This is a genomic window from Streptomyces sp. NPDC059248, assembly GCF_042753905.1.
Classification (GTDB): domain Bacteria; phylum Actinomycetota; class Actinomycetes; order Streptomycetales; family Streptomycetaceae; genus Streptomyces.
Genome location: NZ_JBHYZV010000041.1, coordinates 22519 through 48713 on the forward strand (window position 1 = coordinate 22519; position 26195 = coordinate 48713).

Here is a 26195-nt window from a genome sequence, read left to right on the forward strand (position 1 = left end):
CGGTGATCCCACCGGTGCCGGTGCCGCCGCCGGTGCCGAACGTGACGCCGGTGACCGCCGTGCCGTCCACTGACGACCAGAAAGCCCCCTGTCATGACCACTGAGTCCCCTGCGACCACCGGGTCCCCCGAGCCCGCCGGTGCCAGCTACGCGGCCGCGGGCGTCGACATCGAGGCGGGCGACCGCGCCGTCGAGCTGATGAAGGAGTGGGTCCGCAAGACCCGCCGCCCCGAGGTCCTCGGCGGCATCGGCGGCTTCGCCGGGCTCTTCGACGTCTCCGCCATCAAGCGGTACGAGCGCCCCCTGCTGGCCTCCGCCACCGACGGCGTCGGCACCAAGGTCGACCTCGCCCGCCGGCTGGGCGTCTACGACACCATCGGCCACGACCTGGTCGGCATGGTCGTCGACGACATCGTGGTCTGCGGCGCCGAGCCGCTCTTCATGACCGACTACATCTGTGTCGGCAAGGTGCACCCCGAGCGGGTCGCCGCGATCGTCAAGGGCATCGCCGAGGGATGTGTCCTCGCGGGCTGCGCCCTGGTCGGCGGCGAGACCGCCGAGCACCCCGGGCTGCTGGGCGAGGACGAGTTCGACGTCGCCGGCGCCGGAACGGGCGTCGTGGAGGCCGACCGGCTGCTGGGCGCGGATCGTATCCGTACGGGTGACGCGGTGATCGCGATGGCCTCCTCCGGCCTTCACTCCAACGGGTACTCGCTCGTCCGGCACGTGCTCTTCGACCGGGCCGGCATGGCGCTGGAGCAGCAGATCGAGGAGTTCGGCCGGACGCTCGGCGAGGAGCTGCTGGAGCCCACCCGGATCTACTCCCTCGACTGTCTGGCGCTGACCAGGACCGCCGAGGTGCACGCCTTCAGCCACATCACCGGCGGCGGGCTCGCCAACAACCTGGCCCGGGTCGTCCCGGACGGGCTGCACGCCGTCGTCGACCGCTCGACCTGGACCCCCGGCCCCGTCTTCGACCTGGTCGGCCGGGCCGGACAGGTGGAGCGCGAGGAGCTGGAGAAGACCCTCAACATGGGCGTCGGCATGATCGCCGTGGTGCCGCAGGAGTCGGCGGACGTCGCCCTGACCGTACTCGCCGACCGGGGCGTGGACGCCTGGGTCGCCGGTGAGATCACCGACCGCGGCGAGCACACCACGGGCGCGGCGCTCGTCGGCGACTACGCGGTCTGACGGACGGGACGGACGGCGGAGCGCGGCGGCACCGCGGTGCGAAGGACCGTGCTTCCGCCGGCTCGGACCAGGCCTGGGGGCGCGTACGGCTTCCCGTACGCCCCCGGGGCCCGGCGAGACCGGAGCCGTAACACCGCACCTCCGGCCGGACACGCCGGCCCGAACACCGGCCCCGGCCCCGACCCCGACAGCACGGAACCCGGTCCCAGGGCTCAAGCCCTTGGACCGGGTCGGTGGTCAGTACAGCGTCAAGCGCCGCGGCGATGCTGTGACGCGGGACCGGACTCGTCGTCCTCGTCCTCGTCGTCGTTGTACATCTCCGCGTACTGTGCGTACGGGTCGTCTTCTTCGTCCTCGTCCTCGAACGGCTCCGCGTTCGGCGGCTGGCTTGAAGAAGATGCGCCCAGCTCGTTGGCCAGTCGTGACAGGTCGGTGCCGCCGCTGTTGTACTTCAGCTGGCGGGCGACCTTTGTCTGCTTGGCCTTGGCCCGGCCGCGCCCCATGGCTCGACCCCCTCGGTGACGGGGCTCGACGGCCCCAGAGTCTTGACACGCGTTCATGTGTCGGAACGGACTCTCCGCGGAGAGACCGGTCCGTAGGGCTTCAACGGTACCTGCTTCCGCGGCCATACGGTACGCCGCCCGCATGACGCGCCACGTCACAGGACCCGCGAGGAGCCCCGTCCTCGCTGGTCATCTGCGATATTAACCTCTTCTTGGCGGTCGGCCCGTCCGTCCGGGGTGAGTCTCGTCATCCCGGGCGCCTCCCGGACGGCGGACCGCGCCGGGCGTCCGGCGGTCAGCCGCGTCCGGCGGGACGTGCTTCGGCCATCCTGCGCTCGGCGATCCGGTCGGCCGCCACCGCCGGGGGAACACCCTCGGAATTCGCATGTGCGAAGATCTCCAGGGTGGTGTCGTAGATCCGGGCCGCCTTCGCCTTGCACCGGTCGAAGTCGAAACCGTGCAGCTCGTCGGCGACCTGGATGACCCCGCCCGCGTTCACCACGTAGTCCGGCGCGTAGAGGATCCCCCGGTCGGCGAGGTCCTTCTCCACCCCGGGGTGGGCGAGCTGGTTGTTGGCCGCGCCGCAGACGACGGTGGCGGTGAGCACCGGCACGGAGTCGTCGTCGAGCGCGCCGCCGAGCGCGCACGGCGCGTAGACGTCGAGGCCCTCGGTCCTGATCAGCGCCGCCGTGTCGGGGACCGCCGTCACCGAGGGGTGCCGGTCGATCACCCGGCGCACCGACTCCGCCCTGACATCCGTGACGACGACCCGGGCGCCCTCGTCCACGAGGTGTTTCACCAGGTGATGGCCGACCTTGCCGACCCCCGCGATCCCGACCGTACGGCCGGCGAGGCCGGGGTCGCCCCACTGGTGCGCGGCGCTGGCCCGCATGCCCTGGTAGACCCCGTAGGCGGTGAGCACCGACGAGTCGCCCGCGCCGCCGTTCTCGGGGGAGCGGCCGGTGGCCCAGCGGGTGGCGCGGGCGACGACGTCCATGTCGGCGACGTACGTCCCCACGTCGCAGGCGGTGACGTAGCGGCCGCCGAGGGAGTCCACGAACCGGCCGTAGGCCAGCAGCAGCTCCTCCGACTTCAGCGTCTCGGGATCCCCGATGATCACGGCCTTGCCGCCGCCGTGGCCGAGCCCGGCCATGGCGTTCTTGTACGACATCCCGCGCGCCAGGTTCAGCGCGTCGGCGAGGGCCGCCTCCTCGGAGGCGTACGGGTGGAAGCGGGTACCGCCGAGGGCCGGGCCCAGGGCGGTGGAGTGGAGGGCGATCACGGCCTTCAGGCCGGAGGCACGGTCCTGGCAGAGGACCACCTGCTCGTGTCCGCCCTGGTCCGATCGGAACAAGGTGTGGAGCACGGAGGCGGAGACGCCGGTCATGTCGGTCACGGTGGTGACTCCCAGTAGACGAAGCGGCGGGCGGGTTTCCCGGGGTGGGGGAAGCCCCCAGACGGGACGAGCGTAAGTCCTACGCGCGCGTAGATCCGCCGCCGTGCCCAGGATCACCCGCCGGAGGGGTGCGGACGGGCGCCGGCGTGGAAGTATTCCCGGTATGCCTGCGGTGTCCTCGGTGATCGTCCCCTACGCGGCCTATCTGCGGGTGTACGAGCCCCTGGCGGCCTTCCCCGAGCCGGAACGGTCCCACTGGGCGCGCTACGCGGCCCGTGGGGAGCCTCCCACGGCCCAGGACGAACTCCGCCGCTCCCTCGTCGACTTGACGCCCGTACCGCCCGTACCGGTGCCGGTGCACGAGAGCGGGGACGCGTTCGTCACCGAGCTGGACGGGGTGACGCTGGTCTGCCCCTGGCGGACCCGGCTGCGCGGCTGGCTGGCGCTGGCCGAGGCCCCCGACCGGTTCCCGGCGGCGCTGCTCGACGCGGCCGTGCCGCCGGTGGTCCGGGCCCAGGCCGCGGCGGACTGGGCGCGCTGGCAGGAGCGGAACCCGGACGCGCGCCCCTGGATCCGTACCGCGGTCTGGCAGGTGCCGGTCCGCTGGTTCACGCTCTTCGACGACGAGGAGCGGCGGTACGACCCCGGCGACGGCGCGGCGGACGGCGGCGGCACGGATCTCGGAGGCACTGATGTCGGCGACACGGGCGGCGGTCCCGGCGATCCCGGCGTCGACCGCGGCGCCGGCGGCAAGGCCGCCCCGACCCTGACCTACCGCACCCCGATGGTCCAGGCCCGTCGGCGGACCGCCCGCGCGCTGCGGACGCTGCGGGACTCCCAGGACGCGGGCAACCTCACGGCGGGCCTGGTGGACGTGGGGAAGTGGCTGGAGGAGTTCCACCCGCGGTCCCTGGTCGAACTCGACTACGGCGGGCTGACCCACGCGCTCACCCCGGCGGCGCTCGCGGAGGACCACTCGGCGGCGGACCTGGCGGCCGGGATCGCCGCCCTGAAGGCCGGCGACGACGCGGGCGCGCAGACCGCCTACGGCCGCCTGGCCGACCGCTGGGGAGCGGTGAGGGGCCTTCAGTTCGCGAATTGATCCGGGCATCGTGGATGATCAGTGGATCATCAAGGGTCCTAGGTCCCGATCCGGGCCTTTGCCTCAAGCGTGATGGACGGCACTAACAGGGCCCTTGCGCCCAACGCCTACCCTCGTGTCAAAATAGGACAAGGAGTCCGGGGAGGGTTCCTTCCGTCCAAGTAAGGGCGGAACGCTCGGCATTGTGCTCTATGGGGGGTCTGATGACTCCTGATCGCTCTGTGACTGGTTGTCACCGTGGGGTAACTGTCCGCTATGGCATGGTCCATCGGCGTTCCGCCGCTGATGAACACCTCGGAGGGCAATTCCAACGGTTTGGCCGTGGCGGCTGGACAGATGGTGTAGTTGTAGTGCCGAGGACAAGCCGTTCGTCCTATAACCGACTCAACCCGCATCCGCCATTTCGGGCAACGCGGGTCAAGGTGCAGAATTTAGAGGAAAGAACCGAGAAGGTTCGGTTCTCCCGAGGAGGCCGCTCATGACCGCTCGCACCCCTGATGCCGAGCCGCTGTTGACCCCGGCTGAGGTCGCCACGATGTTCCGCGTGGACCCGAAGACGGTCACCCGCTGGGCGAAGGCAGGCAAGCTCACGTCCATCCGCACGCTCGGTGGACATCGCCGGTACCGCGAGGCAGAGGTACGCGCCCTGCTTGCGGGCATTCCGCAGCAGCGCAGCGAGGCGTAAGTCTCGCCCCGGCGGGGCCGGCCGCAAGGCCGTGACCTCTCCGGATCCGGGCGTTTCCGGGACCCCAGCCCGGTGTGCCCACCCCTGTTCCACTTGACGGACGCTCCGCCCCAACGGGTCGTCGGTCGTCGATCGCGCTGGACTCCTACGGGTCCAGCGCGATTTTTCTTTGGGCGGGCTCTGGGCGGGCGGGGAGGTTATCGGGGGAGTGCAATTGCACATATTAAATTGGTTGGTTGTAAGCAGTGCCTAAAAACCTGCTCGGGCAAAACCTATACGGTGACACCCGTCACATGGTGCAACCCTTGCCAACGTCGAGCGTGTCATCTTCCCGCCCCGCCGTCACGACCCCGAGGTCCCCTTCCCCCGGGACGAAGGTCCCGGGCGTCACGGGCTCCGGTGAGCGTCCCGGTGCGCCTCCTTTGCGAGTTGGCCCCCGCACTCGCCGTACGGGCGCGACGGAGGGCTTCCGGGGGCGCGGGGGACTGCGCGAGAAACCGTCCCGCGGCCCGCGGACGGGACTCGGGGGTCATGCGTGCGGCGCGGCACCGTAGGGCCGGGGGTGAGAGGGGTACACGTACGAGGGGCCCGCACCACAAGGTGCGGGCCCCTCGACGAGCAAGAAAAGCGGTCCTGACGGGATTTGAACCCGCGGCCTCCACCTTGACAGGGTGGCGAGCACTCCAAACTGCTCCACAGGACCAGATTCGCGGCCCGATTCCTGCGCTGGGCTGCGAGAAGGACAATACCGCAGCACCGCCGCTCCGGTCGAACTCGCTGTGCGTGACGGCACCGTCACGCGCGTGCGCGGCCCCGGGCGGCCGCGGAGGGGTCAGCGCGCGCCGCCCCCGTACGCCGCCGCAGCGGCGTCCACCGCCTTCACGATCCGCTTGTCCGACACCGGATACGCCGTGCCCAGCGCGTGCGCGAAGTAGCTCACCCGCAGTTCCTCGATCATCCAGCGGATCGCGGTGACGTCCCGCGGCACGGGCCGCCCCGCCGGCAGCTGTTCCAGCAGCCAGGCGTACTCGTCCCGCATGTCGTGAACCTTCTCCATGCGCGCGGTGTCGCGCTGGACCGCCGACGGCATCTGCGTCAGCCGCCGGTCCGCGGCGATGAGATAGCGCATCAGGTCCGGCAGCCGGCCCGTCCCGGTGAGGGTGACGAACCCCGCGGGCATCAGGGCGTCCAACTGGGCTCGGACGTCCGCGACGTTCGCGAGGAGCGCCGGGCTGGCGGTGGCCTTGAGCCGTCGCTCGCACGCCTGCCAGGCGGCCAGCACCTGCTGGACCTGCCCCACGGTGCGGACCGTGACGTCGACGAGGTCGGCGCGGACGGCGTCGTACAGCTTGCGGTAGGACTCCTCGTCCCACGCGGGCCCGCCGTGGTCGGCGATCAGCTTGTCGGCAGCCGCGGTCGCACAGTCCTCGAAGAGGGCCTGGTTGGAGCCGTGGGGGTTGCCGGAGAGCGCCAGCTTCTGCTGGTTGGAGAGCTTGTCGGAGGCGAACTTGGCGGGGTTCACCGGGATGTTGCGCAGGATCAGCCTGCGGGTGCCCTTCCACATCGCGGCGCGCTGCTCGGCCTCGGTGTCGAAGAGGCGTACGGAGACGGTGCCGGCGCCGGCCCCGTCGTCGACCAGCGCCGGGTACGCCTTCACGGGCTGACCGGCCCGCCGGGTCTCGAAGACCTTCGTCAGGGTGCCGATGGTCCAGTCCGTGAGCCCCCGGCGCTCGATGGACTCGCCCGAGGGCCCCGCGGCCACCGCGGCGGCCTCCGAGAGGGCCTGACGGGCCTTGGGGCGCAGTTGGAGGCGCAGGGACTCCAGGTCCTTCGCCTCGGCCAGCCTGCGGCGCCGCTCGTCGACGATCCGGAATGTGATCTTGAGATGGTCGGGGACCCGCGCGAGATCGAAGTCGGCGACGTCGACGGGCACCCCGACCAGCTGCTTCAGCTCCCGCGCCAGGGTGGCCACGAGCGGTTCCTGGAGGGGTACGGCCCGCGCCAGGAACTTCCGCGCGTAGTCCGGCGCGGGGACGTAGTGGCGGCGTACGGGCTTGGGGAGGGAGCGGATCAGCTCGGTGACGACCTCCTCGCGCAGGCCCGGGATCTGCCAGTCGAAGCCCTCGTCGGTGACCTGGTTGAGCACCTGGACCGGAATGTGGACGGTGACGCCGTCCGCGTCCGCGCCGGGCTCGAACTGGTACGTGACCCGGAACTTCAGCCGCCCCTGCCGCCAGGAGTCCGGATAGTCGTCCTTGGTGACCGCGCCGGCCTTCTCGTTGATGAGCATCTCGCGCTCGAAGTCGAGCAGCTCGGGCTCGTCGTGGCGCTTCTGCTTCCACCAGGAGTCGAAGTGCGCGCCGGAGACGACGTGCGCGGGGACCCGCTGGTCGTAGAAGTCGAAGAGGGTCTCGTCGTCGACGAGGATGTCCCGGCGGCGGGCCCGGTGCTCCAGCTCCTCGACCTCGGTCAGCAGCTTGCGGTTGTCGGCGAAGAACTTGTGGTGGGTCCGCCAGTCGCCCTCCACCAGGGCGTTGCGAAGGAAAAGATCCCGGGACGTCTCGGGGTCGATCCGGCCGTAGTTGACCTTCCGCTGGGCGACGATCGGCACGCCGTAGAGCGTGACCTTCTCGTACGCCATCACCGCCGCCTGGTCCTTCTCCCAGTGGGGTTCCGAGTAGGTCCGCTTGACCAGGTGCTGGGCGAGCGGCTCGACCCACTCGGGTTCGACCTTCGCGTTGACCCGGGCCCACAGCCTGGAGGTCTCCACCAGCTCGGCGGACATCACGAGCCGGGGCGGCTTCTTGAAGAGCGCCGAGCCGGGGAAGACGGCGAACTTGGCGCCGCGCGCGCCCAGGTACTCGTTCTTGGCGTCCGTGTCCTTCAGGCCGATATGCGACAGCAGACCGGCGAGCAGCGATACATGGACACCGGACTCGGGCCCGTCGTCCTCGTTGACGTGGATGCCCATCGACTTGGCGACCGACCGGAGCTGGGCGTAGATGTCCTGCCATTCGCGGATCCGCAGGAAGTTCAGATACTCCTGCTTGCACATCCGCCGGAAGCTGGAGGAGCCCCGCTCCTTCTGCTGTTCGCGGACGTAACGCCAGAGGTTGAGGAAGGCGAGGAAGTCGGAGGACTCGTCCTTGAAGCGGGCGTGCTGCTGATCGGCCTGGGTCTGCTTGTCGGCGGGCCGTTCGCGCGGGTCCTGGATGGAGAGCGCGGCGGCGATCACCATCACCTCGCGGACGCAGCCGTTCTTCTCCGCTTCGAGGACCATCCGGGCCAGCCGGGGGTCGACGGGGAGCTGCGACAGTTTCCGGCCGAGCGGTGTGAGCCGCTGCCTCTCTTTCCCACTGGGGGCCTTCTGCGCCGCGTCGAACGCGCCCAGTTCCTGGAGGAGCTGGACGCCGTCGCGGATGTTGCGGTGGTCCGGCGGGTCGATGAACGGGAACTTCTCGATGTCGCCGAGCCCGGCGGCCGTCATCTGGAGGATGACCGACGCCAGGTTCGTACGGAGGATCTCGGCGTCCGTGAACTCGGGTCTGGCCTCGAAGTCGTCCTCCGAGTACAGCCGGATGCAGATACCGTCCGACGTCCGGCCGCAGCGGCCCTTGCGCTGGTTGGCGCTGGCCTGGCTGACCGGCTCGATCGGCAGCCGCTGGACCTTGGTGCGATGGCTGTAGCGGGAGATCCTGGCGGTGCCGGGGTCGATCACGAACTTGATGCCGGGGACGGTCAGCGACGTCTCCGCGACATTCGTCGCCAGAACGATCCTGCGGCCGGTGTGCGGCTGGAAGACCCGGTGCTGCTCGGCGTGCGACAGCCGGGCGTACAGCGGCAGCACCTCGGTGAAGCGCAGCTGTTTCTTGTTGAGCGCGTCCGCGGTGTCGCGGATCTCGCGCTCCCCGGAGAGGAAGACGAGGATGTCGCCCTTCCCCTCGCCCGTCAGCTCGTCGACGGCGTCGCAGATCGCGGTGATCTGGTCCCGGTCGCTGTCGGTGGAGTCCTCTTCGAGGAGCGGGCGGTAGCGCACCTCGACCGGGTACGTACGACCGCTGACCTCGATGATCGGCGCTTCGCCGAAGTGCCGGGAGAAGCGCTCGGGGTCGATCGTCGCCGAGGTGATGACCACCTTCAGATCCGGCCGCTTCGGCAGCAGCCGGGCCAGATAGCCGAGGAGGAAGTCGATGTTCAGGGACCGCTCGTGCGCCTCGTCGATGATGATCGTGTCGTAGGCGCGCAGCTCGCGGTCGGTCTGGATCTCGGCCAGCAGGATGCCGTCCGTCATCAGCTTCACGAAGGTCGCGTCCTGGTTCACCTGGTCGGTGAAGCGGACCTTCCAGCCGACGGCCTCGCCGAGCGGGGACTTCAGCTCGTCCGCGACGCGCTCGGCGACCGTACGGGCCGCGAGCCGGCGGGGCTGGGTGTGCCCGATCATGCCCCGGACGCCCCGGCCCAGCTCCAGACAGATCTTCGGGATCTGGGTGGTCTTCCCGGAGCCGGTCTCACCGGCGACGATCACGACCTGGTGGTCCCGTATCGCCTCCAGGATGACGTCCTTCTTCCGGCTGACGGGCAGCTGTTCCGGATAGGTGACCTCCGGGACCCGGCCGGCGCGCGCGGTGGTCCGCGCCGCGGCCTTCTCCGCCTCGGCGGCGATCTCGTCCAGCACGGCCTGCCGCGCCTCGGGCTTACGGATGCGGCGAGCGCCTTCGAGACGGCGGCCCAGCCGGTGGGCGTCCCGCAGGGACGATCCGGCCAGCAACGTCTGAAGGTCGGCGAAGGAAGTAGACATACGGTCTCCAGCATCGCACCCCCGGGAAACGGAGGGCGACCGCATTTCACCCCGCGGCTTTGGTGCAGTATGGAGCGATCATTCGCCTCCGTCCCGCCGCGACCCGGCGGGACCGGACGTTCCGAGGGGGATCCGCCGCCGTGCCGCAGCCGCCGAGGACACGCCCTCGCCGTGACCGGGCCGGGTCCCGACGGCTCTCGCGTACGGCTTCGCCCATGGTTTCCGGTACGGCTCCGGGGGCGTCCGGATCCGTCGCCGGGGTCGCCCTCGCGCTCCTCGTCGCCGTGCTGCTCGCGCTCTGCCCCGAAACCGCGGCCGGGAGCGGCGGCGGCGGGCCCGAGGCGGGGGAGCGGACCGTGGCGACCGCGCCCGTGGACTCCCCGGGGTGCGGGAACGGCACCGGTGGCGGGGAGCGGGACGCGCAGCCCGCCACACCGCCGCGCGGGGCGCCCGCGCACGAGCCGCCGCCCGTGTCGTACGACCCCCACTGCGCGGTGCCCCAGCCCACCCGGGCGGCCCGCACGGGCGGATACGTGGTGGCGGGACGCCCGCCGCCGCTCGGACCCCCCTCGCCGGAGGAACTGTCGATCCTGCGGATCTAGCCGGGGAAGGCATGCCCTCGTCCGGGGCTTTCGTCACTGATAGCCCCTGATGGCCCTGATCGTCCCTTCCCTCGTTCTCGTTTCGTCCAGGAGCGTTCACCCATGTCGTCCCCCAGCCCCTCCCCCCGGTCGGCCACCGCCCGGCGCAAGCCCCTGCTGATCGGCGCCGGGGTGGCCACCGCCGCGCTGCTGCTCGGCCTCGCCTCGTACACCGCCACCCGCCCCGACGACGCCCCCACCACCGTGAAGTCCGGCGGATCCGCCACCCCCGGCGCCCAGCAGACGGGCGGCGCCGGTGCCGTCGTCGAGGAGAAGACCGGCGCCTATCCCGAACTGGAGAAGCTCGCCCGCCGCGACGCCGGGGACAAGCTGGCCGTCGGCCGCGCCGACGCGCCCGTCGTGATGATCGAGTACGCCGACTTCCAGTGCGGCTACTGCGGCAAGTTCGCCCGCGACACCGAGCCCGAGCTGATCGAGGAGTACGTCGAGAAGGGCGATCTGCGGATCGAATGGCGCAACTTCCCGATCTTCGGCGAGCCCTCCGAGAACGCCGCCCGCGGCGCCTGGGCGGCGGGACAGCAGGGCAAGTTCTGGGAGTTCCACGCCGCCGCCTACGCCAAGGGCGCGAAGGAGAAGGGCTTCTCCGCCGACCGGGTGAAGATGCTCGCCGAAGAGGCCGGGGTGCCCGACCTCGACCGGTTCGCCCGGGACATGGACGGCGACGAGGCCAGGAAGGCCGTGAAGCGCGACCAGGACGAGGCCTACGCCCTCGGTGCCACCTCCACCCCGTCCTTCCTGGTCAACGGCCGCCCGATCGCGGGCGCCCAGCCCAAGGAGACCTTCACCGATGCCGTGGAGGAAGCGCTCGCCGCGGCGGGCGGCTCCGGCGCGAAGAAGTCCTGACCATGACCGAGATCGGCTATCTGGCCGCCTTCCTCGGCGGCCTCCTCGCCCTGATCAGCCCGTGCAGCGCCCTGCTGCTCCCGGCCTTCTTCGCCTACTCCCTCGATTCGACCGGCCGGTTGCTGGCCCGTACCGGCGTCTTCTACGCGGGCCTCGCCACCACCCTCGTCCCGCTCGGCGTCGCCGGTTCGTACGCCAGCCGCTTCTTCTACGGCAACCGCGATCTGCTGGTCTCCGTCGGCGGCTGGCTGATCATCGCCCTGGGGGCGGCCCAGATCCTCGGTCTCGGCTTCGCCTCCCGCAGGCTCGCGGCGGTCTCCGGCCGGATCCGCCCCACCACCGCCGCGCCCGTCTACGCCCTCGGCCTGGTCTACGGCTTCGCCGGGTTCTGCGCCGGGCCGATCCTCGGCAGTGTGCTGACGGTCGCGGCGTTCAGCGGCAGCCCCGTCTACGGCGGGCTGCTGCTCGCGGTCTACGCCCTCGGGATGGCCGTGCCGCTGTTCTTCCTGGCACTGCTCTGGGACCGCTTCGACCTGGGCTCGCGGCGCTGGCTGCGCGGCCGGGGGCTGACCGTCGGCCGGTTCCGGCTGCACACGACGTCCCTGCTGTCCGGGGCGTTCTTCATCGTCCTCGGTGTGCTGTTCCTCGTCTTCGACGGCGCGACGACCCTGCCGGGTCTCGTCTCCGTCGACCGCTCCTTCGCCGCCGAGCAGTGGGCGGGCGAGGTGGGTGCCGCCGTACCGGACTGGGCGCTGCTGGTGGGCGTCGTGGCCGTGGCCGGTGCCATGCTCGCGGTCCGGGCCCGGCGCCGTAAGGACGCCGAGGACGCCGCGGCGGGGAAGGGCATCGCGGGGGAGGAAGCCGGGTAACGCCGAAGGCCCCGTCCGCGCGGACGGGGCCTTCGATCGAAGTGGCTGGGGCCGGGATCGAACCGGCGACCTATCGCTTTTCAGGCGATCGCTCGTACCAACTGAGCTACCCAGCCGAACAACTGTGCGCTTCAGAGATTCGCACGAGCTGTAGCGGTCCTGACGGGATTTGAACCCGCGGCCTCCACCTTGACAGGGTGGCGAGCACTCCAAACTGCTCCACAGGACCAGGTGATGCTTACTGCGCGAGGGTTCATTCTCGCACAGGTGTTGCGTGCCCCCAACGGGATTCGAACCCGTGCTACCGCCTTGAAAGGGCGGCGTCCTGGGCCACTAGACGATGAGGGCTAAGGGCCCGCCTGGGCGCTTCGCAGCGCGTCGGGGACGTGAGAAGCATATGGGATGGCGGGAGGTATCGCCAAAACGGTTTACGGGGCCGGGGAACGAGGACCTCCGGAAGGCTTCGGGAAGGGGTCGGGCGACGGTTTCGCGCCGGGCCGGTTCTCCTCCGGCAGATGCCTGCCGACCTCGGCCGTCGTCAGCCCCAGACCGCCCAGGGTGATCTCGTCCCAGGCCTGCAGCCGTTTGGTCGAACGGTCCAGGTAGAGCACCGAGGCCCGGACCTTCTCCGGCTTGTCGTTCTGCACCGCCCGCAGCCCCCCGCCGCCGGTCGAGCCCTCCACCTTCAGCCGGGTGCCCAGCTTCATCACCTCCACCTGCCGCCGGTGCAGATGCCCGGCGAGTACGAGCGGGACCGTGCCGTCGGTCTCCCGGGCGGCGTCCGGGTTGTGCGCCACCGCGAGATCCACCGGGGTGCCCGCGCGGGCCTGGTCCCGGATCGCCGACGCCAGCCGGATGCCCGCCAGCCGCTCGGCCGCCGCGCCGCCCCGGACCGCCGAGCGGTCCGGGGTGAACTGCGGATCCCCCGTCCCCGCGATCCGCAGCCCGCCGACCGTCACCGCCCGGCCCTCGTCCAGGACCGTCACATTCCGCATCCGGGCCAGATAGGACTGGGTGATCCGGGAGTCGTGGTTGCCCCGCACCCACACATAGGGCGCGCCCAGGTCCTCGATCGGGTCGAGATAGGCGTTCTCGGCGCCGGTGCCGTGGTCCATCGTGTCGCCGGAGTCGACGATCACATCGATCCGGTACTGCTCCACGAGCGACGCGATGATGTGCCAGGCGGCCGGGTTGAGATGGAGGTCCGAGACGTGCAGGACCCGGATGCTGCCGGGGTCGGGGCGGTAGGCGGGCAGCGTCGACGTGGCGTCGTACAGCTTGGTGACATTGGTGACGAGCCGGGCCAGTTCCTGCTGGTAGACGTCGAATTCGGTGACGATCGAGCGGGCGTTGCCGACCAGGGACGGCGCGCTGGTGAGCAGTCCGGAGAAGCGGGGTTCGAGAACGGACTTCGGATTCCAGGTGGCGAGCGCCACCACCGACGACGAGGCCAGCAGGGCGAGGGCGAGCCCCCCGGCGGCCAGGGCCCGGCGCGGGCGGCGGTAGACCGCGAGCCCGAGAGCCGTGGCGCCGGCGATGACCGCCGTCACCGACCGCAGGGCCAGCTCGGTCGTGCCGTCGACGACGTCGGACGCGACCTCGTCGCCGAGGCCCGAGAGCCGTTCCGGATGCTCGACCAGGGCCGTCGAACGGGCCGGGTCGAGCTGTTCGACGTCGACGTCGAGCCGGAGCGGCGCGGTGTGCGAGTCGAGGTCCAGCGCGCCGAGCGGCGAGACGTTGATCCGGGTACCGCCGGACAGATCGGGGCGGAGCGTCATGCTCGTCTCCATCGGCCCGACCCGGGTATGGACGCTCCCCACGGCCAGCAGCCCCAGCCAGGCCCCCAGCAGCGCGACGACCACCAGCCCGCCGGCCCGCGCCCAGGGGCCCGGCGCGGCCCCCAGGCCGGGGATCTCGCGCGACCGGGCCGTACGTGGGTGTTCGGCGCGGGACCCGGCCGTACGCGGGTGTTCCGCGCGGGAACCGGCCGTACGGAATCGGGGCGTACGGAATCGGGCAGCGCGGAAGCGGGCCGTGCGGGATGCGGCGGTACGGAGTCCGGCCGCCGCGCGCCCGGCCAGGGCGCGGAGCCGGTGGTGCCGGGAGGGTTCCGACGGGCCTGTCATTGGGCCCGTATGCCCGGCCCTCCCGCCCGGTATGCGGAAGTCCGGAGGCGGCCGGACGGGCGCCCGGTCGCGCTTTCGCCCGTGTACGTGACAATGGCCGGGTGTTGGAGATGACGCGCGAGGAGTTCGAGGAACTGGTCGCCGAGGCGCTGGACCGTATCCCGCCCGAGCTGACGCGGCTGATGGACAACGTCGCGGTGTTCGTCGAGGACGAACCGTCCCCCGACGATCCCGAACTGCTCGGGCTGTACGAGGGCACGCCGCTGACCGACCGGGGCGAGTGGTACGCGGGGGTGCTGCCGGACCGGATCACGATCTACCGGGGGCCGACGCTGCGGATGTGCGCCAGTCGCGAGGAGGTCGTCGAGGAGACCGAGATCACGGTGGTGCACGAGATCGCCCACCACTTCGGTATCGACGACGACCGGCTGCACGCGCTGGGCTACGGATGAGCCCTCCCGGGCACCCGCCGTCCGGAGGGGAGTCAGGACCGGGAGCGTTCCCGGGGCCTGTCCCCATCGATCCGGACGTTGATCTGCGGGTGCCCGCCCAGCGCGCCGAGACCGCCGGCGCGCATCTGCTCCTCGTCCTCGCCGCCGTCGCGGCGGGCGGGGCATCGGGGGCGCTCGCCCGTTACGCGGTGGTACGGGCCCGGCCCGCCGACGACCTCCTGGCGACGCTCGCGGTCAACGTCCTGGGCTCGTTCCTGATCGGGGCGCTGATGGTCCTGGTCGCCGAGGGCGGCCGGAGCCCGCACCCGCTGGTCAGGCCGTTCGCCGGGACCGGGGTGCTCGGCGGGTTCACCACCTTCTCCGCGTACGCGCTCGACTTCCGCGACGCCCTGGCGCGCGGCGAGGCGGCGGCGGCCTTCGGATACGCGGCCGGGACGGTCGTCGGCTGTCTGGGCGCGGTCTGGGCGGCGGTCCTGCTGACCCGCCGGGCCGTCCCGGGCCGCACCGGTGCCGGGCCGGGTTCGGGGCCGGGGTCCGGTCCGTCGGGGTCAGCGTCTGGGGCCGGTGGTTCCGGTGGTTCGGGATGACCTGGCTGCTGGTGGCCGTCGGTGCCGCCGTGGGCGCGCCGCTGCGGTATCTGACCGACCGGGCGGTCCAGTCCCGGCACACCACGGCCTTCCCCTGGGGCACGTTCACCGTCAACGCCGCCGGGTGCCTCGTCCTCGGCGCCGTCGCGGGCGCCGCCGTCTCCACCGGGACGTACGCCCTGCTGGGGACGGGCCTGTGCGGCGCGCTCACCACGTACTCGACGTTCTCGTACGAGACCCTCCGGCTCGCCGAGACCGGACGGGGGCGGGTCGCGCTCGCCAATGTCGTGGGATCCGTGCTGGTGGGCACGGGCGCGCTGGTGCTGGGCTTCGAGCTGGCGGGGGCGGTACGCGGATAGCCACCGGCTCCTCCGGCGCCGTGGGGGCGCGCTGGGTGGCGTCCGGGGGGCGCGCGAGGCGCGGGAGCCGGGACCGGGGTCGTGTACTCGTCAGGGCGGGGGCGTGTCCCCGGCGGGCCGACGGGAGTTGGGCAGGGAGACCCGCGTACGGGAACGAGCCCCGCGCGCGGTGCGCACCCGCCTCCGCGCGCTGTCGAGCGCCGGGCGCGTAACGCGCGCCCCTGTTCCCGTCCTGCTCCGGAGGTGCCCCTGTGCGTCAGCTCTCCGTCCCCGGCCGTCTCGCCGCCGCCTTCGCCGTCTCTCTCGCCCTCGCCGCTTCGGCCGGGTGCATGAGCGTCGGCGACGACGAGCGGGCCGAGCCGGCCCCCAGCGGCTCGCCCGACCGGAGCGACACCGTCGCGGACCCGGACGGCGGCTACGAGCGCCCCGGCGGCCGGCACGCGGGCGGCGGACACCGGCACCCGGGAGCCGCCGGGTCCGACGGGAAGGCGGCGAAGGCCGGGACGGGCGGCAAGGCCGAGGCGTCGGCGAGCCCGAGCGCCTCCGCCGCCCGGCCCGGTGAGGAGCGGCCCGGCAAGGGCGTCGACCGGCCCCGGCCGCAGCCGCCGGGGGCGCCCGAGCCGACCGCGCGGCCCACCCCGTCCGACCCGCCGGTGGATCCCCCGGTCGACCCGCCGGTGGACCCGCCGGTCGACCCGCCGACGCAGCCCCCGGGGCCCCAGCCGACGGACCCGCCGTCCGCGTCGTCGGCGCCCGAGGTCCACGCGGGCGCGATGCGGCTCGCGGACGCGGCAGGGCGGGGGATGCGGGGCCGGCCCGAGGCGTCCCCGCAGCCGGGGCCCATCTGACGGATCCCGCCGGGCCCCCGGGCCGACCGGGGGCCCGGCGAGAGCCCCCGGACGCGTCGTCGCCGGTCGTCGGCGGTCCTCCCGGCCCGATCCCGAAGGTCCGCGCGAGTCACGTGCGGTGACCGCTCGGCGGCGTACGGCGACGGAGCGCCGGGGCGCGCGGGGGCGGCGCGTGTAACGGGGGTCACGCGGGAGCGGTTTGCCTCGGACGGGGGAGGGTGCGTATGGTGGTAGATCGTTTGATCCCATTGCCCGGCGCCAAAATGAGCGCGCCGTGTGGCGCGTACTCCCCAGCCGTGGCTGACCGCATCGAGGCGGTCGTTTGCGAAATCACGGAGTTCGGGCGCGTGCCGAGACTCCGGAAGGTTTCGCATTTCGCATGTCCACTTTTACTTCTGATCACGCCGTCGAGGCCGTAGAGCCCGTCGAGAACACCGAGACCGCTGTCGAGGCCACCGAGGCCACCGAGGCCACCGAAACCGCTGAGACGGTTGAGGCCGTCGCCGCTGTCGAGGTTCCCGAGGCCGACGCCGTCGCCGAGATCGACGCCGACGAGGACATCGACGACTCCGTCGCCCTCGACGAGGCCGATGCCGACACCGTCGCCCTCGACGAGGCCGACGACGACACCCCCGCCGAGCCCCAGATCACCTTCGGGGACCTCGGTCTCCCCGACGGTGTCGTCCGCAAGCTCGGCCAGAACGGTGTGACGGTCCCCTTCCCGATCCAGGCCGCGACCATCCCGGACGCCCTGGCCGGCAAGGACATCCTGGGCCGCGGCCGTACCGGCTCCGGCAAGACGCTCTCCTTCGGCCTTCCGCTGCTGGCCTCCCTCGCGGGCGGCCACACCGAGAAGAAGAAGCCCCGCGGTGTCATCCTCACCCCCACCCGTGAGCTGGCCATGCAGGTCGCGGACGCCCTCCAGCCGTACGGCGACGTCCTCGGCCTGAAGATGAAGGTCGTCTGCGGCGGTACGTCCATGGGCAACCAGATCTACGCGCTGGAGCGCGGCGTCGACGTCCTCGTCGCCACCCCCGGCCGGCTGCGGGACATCATCAACCGCGGCGCCTGCTCCCTCGAACAGGTCCGCGTCGCCGTCCTCGACGAGGCCGACCAGATGTCCGACCTGGGCTTCCTGCCCGAGGTCACCGAGCTGCTCGACCAGGTCCCGTCCGGCGGTCAGCGGATGCTCTTCTCCGCCACCATGGAGAACGAGATCACGACCCTGGTGAAGCGGTACCTCACCGACCCGGTCAGCCACGAGGTCGACAGCGCCCAGGGCAACGTCACCACCATGACCCACCACGTCCTGGTCGTGAAGCCGAAGGACAAGGCCCCGGTCACCGCCGCGATCGCCGCCCGCAAGGGCCGGACGATCATCTTCGTCCGCACCCAGCTCGGCGCCGACCGCGTCGCCGAGCAGCTGCGCGACGCCGGTGTGAAGTCCGACGCGCTGCACGGCGGTATGACGCAGGGCGCCCGGACCCGTACCCTCGCCGACTTCAAGGACGGGTACGTGAACGTGCTCGTCGCCACCGACGTGGCCGCCCGCGGTATCCACGTCGACGGCATCGACCTGGTCCTGAACGTGGACCCGGCCGGTGACCACAAGGACTACCTGCACCGCTCCGGCCGGACCGCCCGCGCGGGCCGCTCCGGTGTGGTCGTCTCCCTCTCCCTGCCCCACCAGCGCCGGCAGATCTTCCGGCTGATGGAGGACGCGGGCGTCGACGCCTCCCGCCACATCGTGGGCGGCGCCGGTGCCTTCGACCCCGAGGTCGCCGAGATCACCGGTGCCCGGTCCCTGACCGAGGTCCAGGCCGACTCCGCGAACAACGCCGCCAAGCAGGCCGAGCGCGAGGTCGGCGACCTGGCCCGGCAGCTGGAGCGGGTGCAGCGTCGCGCCGTCGAACTCCGTGACGAGGCCGACCGGCTGGTGGCCCGCGCCGCGCGCGAGCGGGGCGACGACCCGGACGCCGCGATCGCCGAGGTGACCGGCGCGGTCACCGCCGAGCTGGAGGCGGAGGCCGCTGCCGCCGCCGCCAAGCAGGAGCGCGAGGAGCGCCGTGCGCGCGAGGAGCGCGAGCGGTCCTTCGAGCGTGACCGCCGTGACGACCGCGGCAACTTCGAGCGCCGTGGTGGCGACCGCGGCGGGTTCCGCGGCGGCGACCGCGGTGACCGCCCCTCCGGTGGTGGCTTCCGCCGCGACGACCGTGGTGGCGACCGCCCGTTCAACCGTGACCGTCGTGACGACCGCGGCGGCGACCGCGGTGGTGACCGTGGCGGCTTCCGCCGCGACGACCGCGGTGACCGTCCCTCGGGTGGCGGCTTCCGCCGGGACGACCGTCCCAGCGGTGGTGGCTTCCGTGGTGGCGACCGCCCCTTCGGCGACCGTGACCGTGACCGTCGTGACGACCGCGGCGGCGACCGCGGTGGTGACCGTGGCGGCTTCCGCCGCGACGACCGCGGTGACCGCCCCACCGGTGGTGGCTTCCGCCGCGACGACCGCCCCTCCGGCGGCCACCGCGGCAGCGACCGCCCGTTCAACCGTGACCGTCGCGACGACCGCCCCTCCGGCGGCTTCCGCTCCGGCTCGTCGGACCGTCCGTACGGCCGCCGCGACGACCACCGCGGTGGCACCTCCGGCACCTCCGGCTCGTTCGGCCGCCGCGACGACAAGCCGCGCTGGAAGCGCAACGGCTGACATCGGGTCACCCGACCGACCCGACCAGGGCCCGCACCCCTTTCGAGGGGGGCGGGCCCTGTCCCGTACCAGGGCGTAAATGCTCTTTCGGCCACCCCGTCTCATTGCTAGCATTACGCCGCTTGAGGTGGGAGTTTCTGCTGTGAAGCGCCGATATCCGGTCGCTCCTCCCGCACTCGGGACCACTGACTGACGTATCGCGGAACCGCCGTATCGACCCCTGTCGTCGGGCGGGCCGCGAACCCCTGGGGAGGGCTTCTTTGCAGAATCGTTCCGGCCGTTTTCGTACAGCGCCCCGGCGCACTGTCGCCACCGCCGTCACCGTCGCCCTCGGCGCGGGACTCGTCACCGCCGTGGCACCCGCCGCCGCGACGGCCGCGCCGCAGCAGACCGGCGGCAGTTCGGCCGAGGCGGTCCTCCCGCCGCAGCCGCGCTATCTGCCCCGCGAGGTGGTGCTCGGCGAGGCCGGCCCGACCGGCTATCTCGCCCGCCAGGAGGGCCACGGCAAGGGCCGCAAGTGGATCGACTACGCCACCGGCGCGGTCCGGGACGTCCCCGAGGACCAGGACCGGCGCCGTGGGCACTCCGGCCTCCGGGACGACGAGACCCTCGCGCCCGACGGCACCGTCACGGTCACCGTCACCGACCTGGCGACGGGCCGGCACACGGTCTACCAGGTCCCTCAAGGAGCCCTGTACAGCGGCGCGCACACCGCCGACTCGATCGTCGTCCACCGGGTCGACTCCACCGGCACCGCCGTCTCGATGAGCATCCTGCGGCGCGCCGCCGACGGCACCACCGAGGAGCGCCCGGTCACCGGCCTCCCGGCGGTCAACGAGGCCGATGTCGACTCCTACGAGGCCGAGCAGACGGCGTACGCGGCCGTCGTCGGCGTCCGGGAGAGCGGCACGATCGTCAACTACGCCCTCGACTACCGCACCGCCCGGCTGACCAAGCTCCCCCCGAACACGTTCGGCGGCCTCTACCGGCTCGGTCAACACCACGTGATCACCAGCTTCGATCCGTGGCAGCGCCTGGTGACGACCTTTGATCTGCGCGACCCGAACGCCGTCCCGGTCACCACAAAGCTGCCCGAGCCGGTCGGCGCCGAGCGGCCCAACGGGGGGATCGCGGTCGTCGGGGACACGATCGTCCTCAGCCGCCAGCTGGACTCGTACGCCCGCGCCCATGTACCGGGTGCCCGGCTGTACGCGATCCCGATCGGCAGCACCACCGGAACCGGGCGCGAGCTGATCCGCTACGCGGCCGAGCATCTGATCCCCGCCCCCGACGGCAGTGTGCTGGTCGCGGCCGGGACGAGCGCCAAGGACTGGGCGATCCGCCGGATCACGGCGGGCCCGGACAGTACGGACGGCACGGGCGGTACCGGTGCCGTCGGGCTGACGACGGTCCACGCCGTGCCGCAGGTGAACACGCCGATCCAGGGCCTCGCCCTCGGCGGCGGCCGGCTGAGCTACTTCGCGCACTCCACCACCGATCTGCCCGCCCTCTACCAGCACGATCTGTCCGGCTCCGGTACCCCGGCGATCGGCGCGCAGGAGCTGGTCTACCGGAGCACCCAGGCGCTCCAGGGCGATGTGCACTCCCTCGGCGACGGCCGCAGCGCCTTCGCCACCTCCGCCGGGCTGCACGTCCCGAACGGCGACAAGAGCCTGGCGTGGGTCGACGTACCCCTGCCCGTACGGATCACCGAGACCACCGGCCGCTACTCGGTCCTGACGGGTGGCGACGGCCGCCAGTACATCGGCGACGTGCGGAAGCACTACGCCGACAATGTGGCGCTGAAGCGGGCGAGCACGGCCGCGTCGGTCTGGGGCACGACCCTCTGGACCCCCGGCAGGACGGCCGGGAACGTCGTCGCGTACGACCTCAAGACCCAGAAGTCCGCCGCCGAGCTGAAGCTGGGCTCCGGCTGCGTACCGAACGACCTCCAGGCCGTGGGCCGCTGGCTCTACTGGGCCTGCGGGACCACCAAGGCGGGCGTCGTCGACCGCACCACCGGCAAGAACATCTCCGTGGCCGCCGGCGGACGGGCCCGCCTCGGCGACGGCTTCGTGGTCCGCCAGGACGGTGACCAGCTCCGGCTCACCAACCTCCACACCGGGGGTACGACTCCGTTCGCGACCGTCCCCGCGAGCGGCAAGTGGACGGTCGACAAGTTCGGCGGCCAGGTCGCGTACACGGACGCCGACCAGGCGATCCGGATCAAGCCGGTGGACGTGCCGCGCTCCCCGGTCGCGGTGATCGAGTCCGAGACCGACTCCTCGGTGAACACGGCGCCCGGCGCCGAGGACCCGAAGTGGAACAGCCGCTGGCAGCTCAGCCGCCCGGCGACCACCTGGTCGATCACGATCAAGGACGCGGCGGGGAGCACCGTACGCACCCTCACACAGGCCGACGTCCGGCGCTCGGGCGCCCAGCTCGAAGTCGCCTGGGACGGCAAGGACGCGGCGGGCCGTACCGTACGCAACGGCTCGTACTGGTGGTGGCTGGCGGTCGACGGCAAGACCCACGGCAGCGGCAAGCTGACCGCGCACGGCGGCAAGGACGTCCCGCGCGACTTCAACGGCGACGGGCTGCCGGAGCTGGTGACCCGTACCGGCGGCGATCTCGTCTCCCACCAGAACCTGACGAAGGCCGCGGCGGGCGGCGCCGTCCAGAAGGTCTCCAAGGGCTGGAAGAACATCAACGCCGTCGTCCCCATGGGCGCCATGAACAGCGTGTGGTGCGACAGCCTGGTGGTCCGCAACACGGCGGGCGAACTGTGGCGCCACGAGAGCGACGGATGCGGCACCCTCCCCGGTCCTGCCTCGTCCAAGACCCGGATCGGCTGGGGCTTCGGAATCTTCGACACCCTGCTCCCCGCCGGTGATCTGACCGGCGACGGCCGGGGCGATCTGCTGGCCCGCAAGCCGGACGGCTCGTTGTCCCTCTACGCCACCACCCGGACCGGCACCCTCGCCGCCCCGGTCCGTATCCCCGGCTCCTTCAAGGGCCTCACCCTGATCGCCCCCGGCGACCTGACCGGCGAAGGACACGCCGACCTGCTGGCCCGCGACGGCGGCGGCGAACTCTGGCGCTTCAACGGCACGGGCAAGTCGGCCCTGGCCGCGAAGACCCTGGTCGCAAAGGACTGGCACCCCACCCACACGTCCTTCGCGGGCATCGGCGACCTGAACGGCGACGACCGCGCGGACCTGCTCTCCCGCGACACGTCCGGCCGCCTCTGGCAGCACCTCGGCACGGGCACGGGCACCCTGTCCGCCCCCACCCAGGCGGGCACGGGCTGGCAGCGCTACACATCCCTCCACTGACCCGAAGGGCCGTCGCCGGGCCCCTCGACCGGTCCCGGCGACGCCCCGCCCCCACCCGCCACACGCCTACCACGGGATACCCGATCGGCTCCGGCTCCGGGTCCGGCTATGCTCAGGTGTGGTCGGGCCGAGGGCCGCTAGCTCAATTGGCAGAGCAGCGGACTTTTAATCCGTTGGTTGTGGGTTCGAGTCCCACGCGGCCTACCGCGAAGCCCCAGGTCAGGGAGATCTCCCGGCCTGGGGCTGCTTCGTTTTGCGGAGCACTTCCGGCATGAGCTCCACCGATGCGCCACCGAAGGGCGGATGGCGTGGCGGGTGGGTGTGTCCGGACCGTGACATGTGGAAGCCCCGCGCGGTGGCGGGGCTGCGGGGGTGGTCGGGTTACGGCAGCTTCCACTGCCCCTTGTGGTTGGCGTACCCGCCGTCCCAACCGAACTGCACGGACGCGATCTTCGACGTCTTGGGGGCCTCGAACACCAGCCAGCCGAGAGTCGTGAGACCGGGCTGGAGTGTGAGGCCGTAGCCCATGGAGGGCCCGCCCTTGATCTTGGCGATTGCGGTCTCGAACTTTCGGCCCCGGGTGTCGGTGATCTCGGTACTGAGGGCGGGGGTGTCGGCGTAGACGACGGTGCCGGTGTTCTTGATCTCCAATTCGATTCCGATCAGCCGGTTGCCCTTACCGGGCCGGTTGAATTCGCCTATCGGGACGCCCGGGTCGGAGATCTTCTTGAGGGTGACCGACAGCTTCTGGCCGTCCTCGTCGCCGTTGACCGTGATGGCGTCGCCGACACCGGCGTCCTTGGGGGCGGGTGGTGGCGTGCTGGCGGTGGTCTTGATGGGCTCGGCGGCGGGTGTGCTGGCCTTGGCGTCGGGTTTGGTGGTGGCCTCGGGGCCGCTGTCGTCGGTGCAGGCGGTGAGTCCGAGGATGAGTGCCGCGCCGAGTGCGGTGAGGTTGGTGCGTCGCATGGTCCCCCCTGGGATGCGTGATGAGATGTCTCATCGTGGTGCCGGGGGCGGGGGGTTGGTAGCGGTGTGTCCGGACCGTGACCTGCGAAGAAGCGCCCCGCCCGGTTTCGACCGGCGGGGCGCTTCGGCGTGGTCGTTCAGTTGAGCGCGCCGACGCGATGGGCGAAGGCGCGGACGCCCGGCAGCGTGCGGTCGTGGCGGGTCAGGCCGACGGCCATGGTGCGGACCGAGCCGCGCCGGACTTCCTGCGGGGCGGCCCGTTCGGCGGCCAGGAGCGCCTGGAAGGCGCGGTCTGGCTTGGCCCACTGGTCGAAGGAGCGGGCGACGTCGATCCAGTAGCGGGCCCGCCGCTCGGGCGACGGGAGGCGGGTGACGTCGACGCGTCGGGCGTGCTCGATGGCCAGTCCGCAGTCGCCGAGGAGGTGGCTGATGGAGATCCGGTGCAGAAGGACTTGGCTGTGCCCGAAGAAAGTGGTGCCGCCCGGCTGCTCTTCCCGCCCCAGGCGCGTAGCCGTGGCCTCCGCCTCGGAGATCAGTTCCCGGGCCGTGTGGCGGTCGCCCTGCTTCGCGGCGGTGTACGCGGCGGTGGCGTACAGGTTGCCCTGTACGGAAAGGCGTTCGGCCTCGGGGACGGTGTGATCGGCCGCGAGCTGCCGGGCGGCGGTGACCGCCACTTCGGTGGCGCGCGCGTAGTGCCCCTGGCGTCGCCAAGAGCTGGAGACCATCCGGTGTGCCTCGGCCACGGTCAGGGCCCCGGCGCCGGACAGTGCTGCGGTCAGGGCCCGGTCGGCGGTGACGGTGGCCAGGCCGTCCTCACCGAGCTTGATGCACAGCCGGGTCGCGATGTTGTACAACTCGGCGACGGCGCCCTGCTGGCCCAGGGCCCGGGCGAGGGCGATACGGGCGGGCAGTGCGCGGGCGAGTGCGTCGTAGCGGCAGGACCTGAACTCCCGCCGTGAGGCTGCGAGCGAGACGGCCACCGACTCCCGCGTGGGCTCGACACCGGCCCCGGGCGCGCCTCGGTGCAGCAGCAGGTCCTCCAGTCCTGACAGGGTCGGCGCGGCGAGCGCCGGAGTCACACCGAGGACGGTGCTCGCGGCGGTCGTTGTGAGCCCGGCCAGGAGGTTGCGGCGTCGCACTGGGTCCTCACCCTCTTCACCTAGCGGCGGCGTTCCGGCCACCCTAGTTGCCGGGCCCGACGCATGAGGGGTCGACTCGTAAGCCCCGGGCGAAGAGTGTCCCGGGGCCAGTCCGAGCAGATGGGGCGGGATGCCGAGCACCTCCACGATGCGCCGTAGCAGGACCATGTCCCGCATCGGCTGTTTGCCCCGCTCCATCCGGGAGATGGAGGCCGCCGTGTACCCGGTCGCCGCTCCTAAGTCCGCTTGTGTGAGACCGGCCGCGACCCGGGCCAGTCTGACGACTCTGCCGGGGCCGCCCTGGGCGCCGTTGACCGGTGTCGAGGGTGCGCGCCAGCTAGTGCGCACGTCGTTCAGAGACACGATTCCCCACCTCCCGCCGGATGGATTGTCGCCCTGTCACGGGCCGGGGCGCGAGCTCCCGTAAGTCACTTACACGGGGTGCAAACCGATTACCTGCCGCCGGGACACCGCTCTCCCACGTCCCCTGCTGCCGGTTTCCTTTCTGACAGGTGGCCCGGTCCTCGGGCCTCCGCACCAGGAAGGCGGGCACCATGTGTGCGCTGATTCTTCTCGACAACCCCTCCGTCGGACACCCGTCGGATGTCAAAGGCCATATCTGGATCCTTCGGCCGTACGGGAACGCACGATGACGGCGCCTGGTCGCCGAGAGCAGCCATCCAGCGCCGGGAACGGTGAGCAGCGGGCGGTGATGACTTTGCGGGTCTCCCGGGATTCGGGTCGTACGTGGGGTCCGCCCACGGTCGTCCGGGCCGACAGCGCCCGTGATCTGCCGCCCGAGCCGATGCTGTTTCCGCCCTGCCGGTGCTCCCGCTGCCGCAACGCCCTCGGAGGCCGGCCGTGACCGATAACCCCACGCCCGTGCCGGGTTCTGTGCCGGAGTACTGCGTGTACTGCGGGCGGCTTGTGGAGCGGTCGGAGGAGAACTTGTTGATGCTCGGGTTCTCGGCGTCCGGGTCGCGTCCGTCGTTGTACGCGCATCCGGAGTGTCCGCAGCCGCGCAGGGTCCGGCGCTGACCAGGCTCCCGTGTGCGGTGGCCCCACGCCCCGTGCACGGGTGACCGGTCCCGGCCCCGTAAAACCACCCCCGGCGCGGGGCCGGGACCACCCACACCTGAAACCAAGACGCCCCGAGGAACCGTTCGCAGCGGATCCGTCGGGGCTCGACCAACCAGCAATCACCTGGAGCTGATTCGTCGTATGAACGACTTTATCGCCGACCTCGTTGCCCGGTTACGGACTTGGCTGAAGCCGCGCCGCCGAACCACCGTGATCGTCGTCATCCAGCCCCCGCCCCCGGTCGATCCGTGGACCCGGCCCTGGTCCAGCCCCTCCCAGGCGGAGGCGCGGGAGATCCTGCGGCAGCGGGCCACCGCCACCACCACCGGAACCGCAGCTCCACCTGGCGCGCGCAGGCTGATCATCGCCCGCAACGGACTGCGGTTCGAACAGCCCGTCGCTGTACGCGCATCACGGCCCGGACCGGCATGGACGTGGATCCGGTGACCCGCGACGGGCTCCTCGCCAAGCCCCCACAGCCCTCCGCCGCTGAATGCACCGTCTGCGGACGCAGCACCACCGCGCCGGTCGAAGTCCACCCCGGACAGCT

Annotated in this window: 19 protein-coding genes, 5 tRNA genes and 1 pseudogene; 14 read left to right on the forward strand and 11 right to left on the reverse strand. The window is 71.9% G+C overall.

Annotation, left to right across the window (positions count from 1 at the left end; all coding sequences use genetic code 11):
- The first annotated feature begins 93 nt into the window (after positions 1-93).
- Positions 94-1191: a phosphoribosylformylglycinamidine cyclo-ligase gene (gene purM / locus ACFXG1_RS19065; protein ID WP_384711127.1), complete on the forward strand. Its 1098-nt coding sequence runs from the start codon at positions 94-96 to the stop codon at positions 1189-1191.
- A 248-nt stretch (positions 1192-1439) separates the two neighbouring features.
- Here the strand turns inward: purM and ACFXG1_RS19070 are convergent, their stop codons facing one another.
- Positions 1440-1694 carry a DUF3073 domain-containing protein gene (locus tag ACFXG1_RS19070; protein WP_358828053.1) on the reverse strand — a complete coding sequence of 85 codons (255 nt, stop codon included), beginning with the start codon at positions 1692-1694 and terminating at the stop codon, positions 1440-1442.
- 295 nt (positions 1695-1989) lie between these two features.
- The gene (locus ACFXG1_RS19075; protein ID WP_384711134.1) at positions 1990-3081 is read right to left on the reverse strand and encodes a Leu/Phe/Val dehydrogenase; all 1092 of its coding nucleotides are present in this window, start codon (positions 3079-3081) and stop codon (positions 1990-1992) included.
- A 172-nt stretch (positions 3082-3253) separates the two neighbouring features.
- Here ACFXG1_RS19075 and ACFXG1_RS19080 point away from each other — a divergent pair, with 172 nt between their 5' ends.
- Entirely contained in the window at positions 3254-4192 is a 939-nt protein-coding gene (locus ACFXG1_RS19080) for a hypothetical protein (RefSeq protein ID WP_384711131.1), read from the forward strand.
- 478 nt (positions 4193-4670) lie between these two features.
- Positions 4671-4877 carry a developmental transcriptional regulator BldC gene (gene bldC, locus ACFXG1_RS19085; RefSeq protein WP_003949541.1) on the forward strand — a complete coding sequence of 69 codons (207 nt, stop codon included), beginning with the start codon at positions 4671-4673 and terminating at the stop codon, positions 4875-4877.
- A 628-nt stretch (positions 4878-5505) separates the two neighbouring features.
- Here bldC and ACFXG1_RS19090 read toward each other — a convergent pair.
- Together ACFXG1_RS19090 and hrpA are read right to left on the reverse strand one after the other, a co-directional pair.
- Positions 5506-5580: transfer RNA gene (locus ACFXG1_RS19090), tRNA-Asp, on the reverse strand.
- A 129-nt stretch (positions 5581-5709) separates the two neighbouring features.
- Positions 5710-9675, reverse strand: coding sequence for an ATP-dependent RNA helicase HrpA (hrpA, locus tag ACFXG1_RS19095; protein WP_384743718.1), 3966 nt, complete (start codon positions 9673-9675; stop codon positions 5710-5712).
- 215 nt (positions 9676-9890) lie between these two features.
- Between hrpA and ACFXG1_RS19100 the strand changes: the two genes are divergently transcribed.
- The 3 genes from ACFXG1_RS19100 to ACFXG1_RS19110 all read left to right on the forward strand — a co-directional run bounded on the left by ACFXG1_RS19100 (position 9891) and on the right by ACFXG1_RS19110 (position 12049).
- Entirely contained in the window at positions 9891-10277 is a 387-nt protein-coding gene (locus ACFXG1_RS19100) for a hypothetical protein (protein ID WP_384719464.1), read from the forward strand.
- Positions 10278-10379: 102 nt separating this feature from the next.
- Positions 10380-11180: a DsbA family protein gene (locus tag ACFXG1_RS19105; protein ID WP_384743721.1), complete on the forward strand. Its 801-nt coding sequence runs from the start codon at positions 10380-10382 to the stop codon at positions 11178-11180.
- A 2-nt stretch (positions 11181-11182) separates the two neighbouring features.
- Positions 11183-12049, forward strand: a complete 867-nt coding sequence (locus ACFXG1_RS19110; protein WP_384720986.1) for a cytochrome c biogenesis CcdA family protein — start codon at positions 11183-11185, stop codon at positions 12047-12049.
- Between the two features lie 42 nt (positions 12050-12091).
- Here ACFXG1_RS19110 and ACFXG1_RS19115 read toward each other — a convergent pair.
- From ACFXG1_RS19115 to ACFXG1_RS19130, 4 genes are all read right to left on the reverse strand, one after another.
- Positions 12092-12165, reverse strand: a tRNA-Phe gene (locus ACFXG1_RS19115).
- A 38-nt stretch (positions 12166-12203) separates the two neighbouring features.
- Positions 12204-12278, reverse strand: a tRNA-Asp gene (locus ACFXG1_RS19120).
- Positions 12279-12324: 46 nt separating this feature from the next.
- Positions 12325-12397 (reverse strand) — tRNA-Glu (locus ACFXG1_RS19125).
- Positions 12398-12477: 80 nt separating this feature from the next.
- On the reverse strand, positions 12478-14175 hold the full coding sequence (locus ACFXG1_RS19130; protein ID WP_384743724.1) for a metallophosphoesterase: 1698 nt from the start codon (positions 14173-14175) through the stop codon (positions 12478-12480).
- Positions 14176-14276: 101 nt separating this feature from the next.
- On the opposite strand from ACFXG1_RS19130, the gene ACFXG1_RS19135 reads away from it, so the two are divergent.
- The 7 genes from ACFXG1_RS19135 to ACFXG1_RS19165 all read left to right on the forward strand — a co-directional run bounded on the left by ACFXG1_RS19135 (position 14277) and on the right by ACFXG1_RS19165 (position 22664).
- Entirely contained in the window at positions 14277-14627 is a 351-nt protein-coding gene (locus tag ACFXG1_RS19135) for a metallopeptidase family protein (RefSeq protein ID WP_358828061.1), read from the forward strand.
- An 89-nt stretch (positions 14628-14716) separates the two neighbouring features.
- Positions 14717-15214, forward strand: coding sequence for a fluoride efflux transporter FluC (locus ACFXG1_RS19140; protein ID WP_384722841.1), 498 nt, complete (start codon positions 14717-14719; stop codon positions 15212-15214).
- Complete coding sequence (gene crcB / locus ACFXG1_RS19145; protein WP_384722838.1) at positions 15211-15573, forward strand: fluoride efflux transporter CrcB; 363 nt, start codon at positions 15211-15213, stop codon at positions 15571-15573. The genes ACFXG1_RS19140 and crcB overlap by 4 nt, the downstream gene beginning before the upstream one ends.
- 251 nt (positions 15574-15824) lie before the next feature.
- Positions 15825-16421, forward strand: a complete 597-nt coding sequence (locus ACFXG1_RS19150) for a hypothetical protein (protein ID WP_384743728.1) — start codon at positions 15825-15827, stop codon at positions 16419-16421.
- A gap of 379 nt (positions 16422-16800) precedes the next feature.
- Positions 16801-19125, forward strand: coding sequence for a DEAD/DEAH box helicase (locus ACFXG1_RS19155; protein WP_384743731.1), 2325 nt, complete (start codon positions 16801-16803; stop codon positions 19123-19125).
- Positions 19126-19385: 260 nt separating this feature from the next.
- Positions 19386-22460, forward strand: coding sequence for an FG-GAP-like repeat-containing protein (locus tag ACFXG1_RS19160; RefSeq protein WP_384720692.1), 3075 nt, complete (start codon positions 19386-19388; stop codon positions 22458-22460).
- A 131-nt stretch (positions 22461-22591) separates the two neighbouring features.
- Positions 22592-22664, forward strand: a tRNA-Lys gene (locus ACFXG1_RS19165).
- Positions 22665-22841: 177 nt separating this feature from the next.
- Here ACFXG1_RS19165 and ACFXG1_RS19170 read toward each other — a convergent pair.
- From ACFXG1_RS19170 to ACFXG1_RS19180, 3 genes and pseudogenes are all read right to left on the reverse strand, one after another.
- Positions 22842-23426 carry a DUF4352 domain-containing protein gene (locus ACFXG1_RS19170; protein ID WP_384721349.1) on the reverse strand — a complete coding sequence of 195 codons (585 nt, stop codon included), beginning with the start codon at positions 23424-23426 and terminating at the stop codon, positions 22842-22844.
- Positions 23427-23563: 137 nt separating this feature from the next.
- Positions 23564-24565, reverse strand: a complete 1002-nt coding sequence (locus ACFXG1_RS19175) for an XRE family transcriptional regulator (RefSeq protein WP_384743753.1) — start codon at positions 24563-24565, stop codon at positions 23564-23566.
- Between the two features lie 126 nt (positions 24566-24691).
- A pseudogene (locus tag ACFXG1_RS19180) lies at positions 24692-24928 on the reverse strand (helix-turn-helix domain-containing protein); the annotation flags it as partial.
- 858 nt (positions 24929-25786) lie between these two features.
- Here ACFXG1_RS19180 and ACFXG1_RS19185 point away from each other — a divergent pair.
- Positions 25787-26092 carry a hypothetical protein gene (locus ACFXG1_RS19185; protein ID WP_384709745.1) on the forward strand — a complete coding sequence of 102 codons (306 nt, stop codon included), beginning with the start codon at positions 25787-25789 and terminating at the stop codon, positions 26090-26092.
- The last annotated feature ends 103 nt before the right edge of the window (positions 26093-26195 follow it).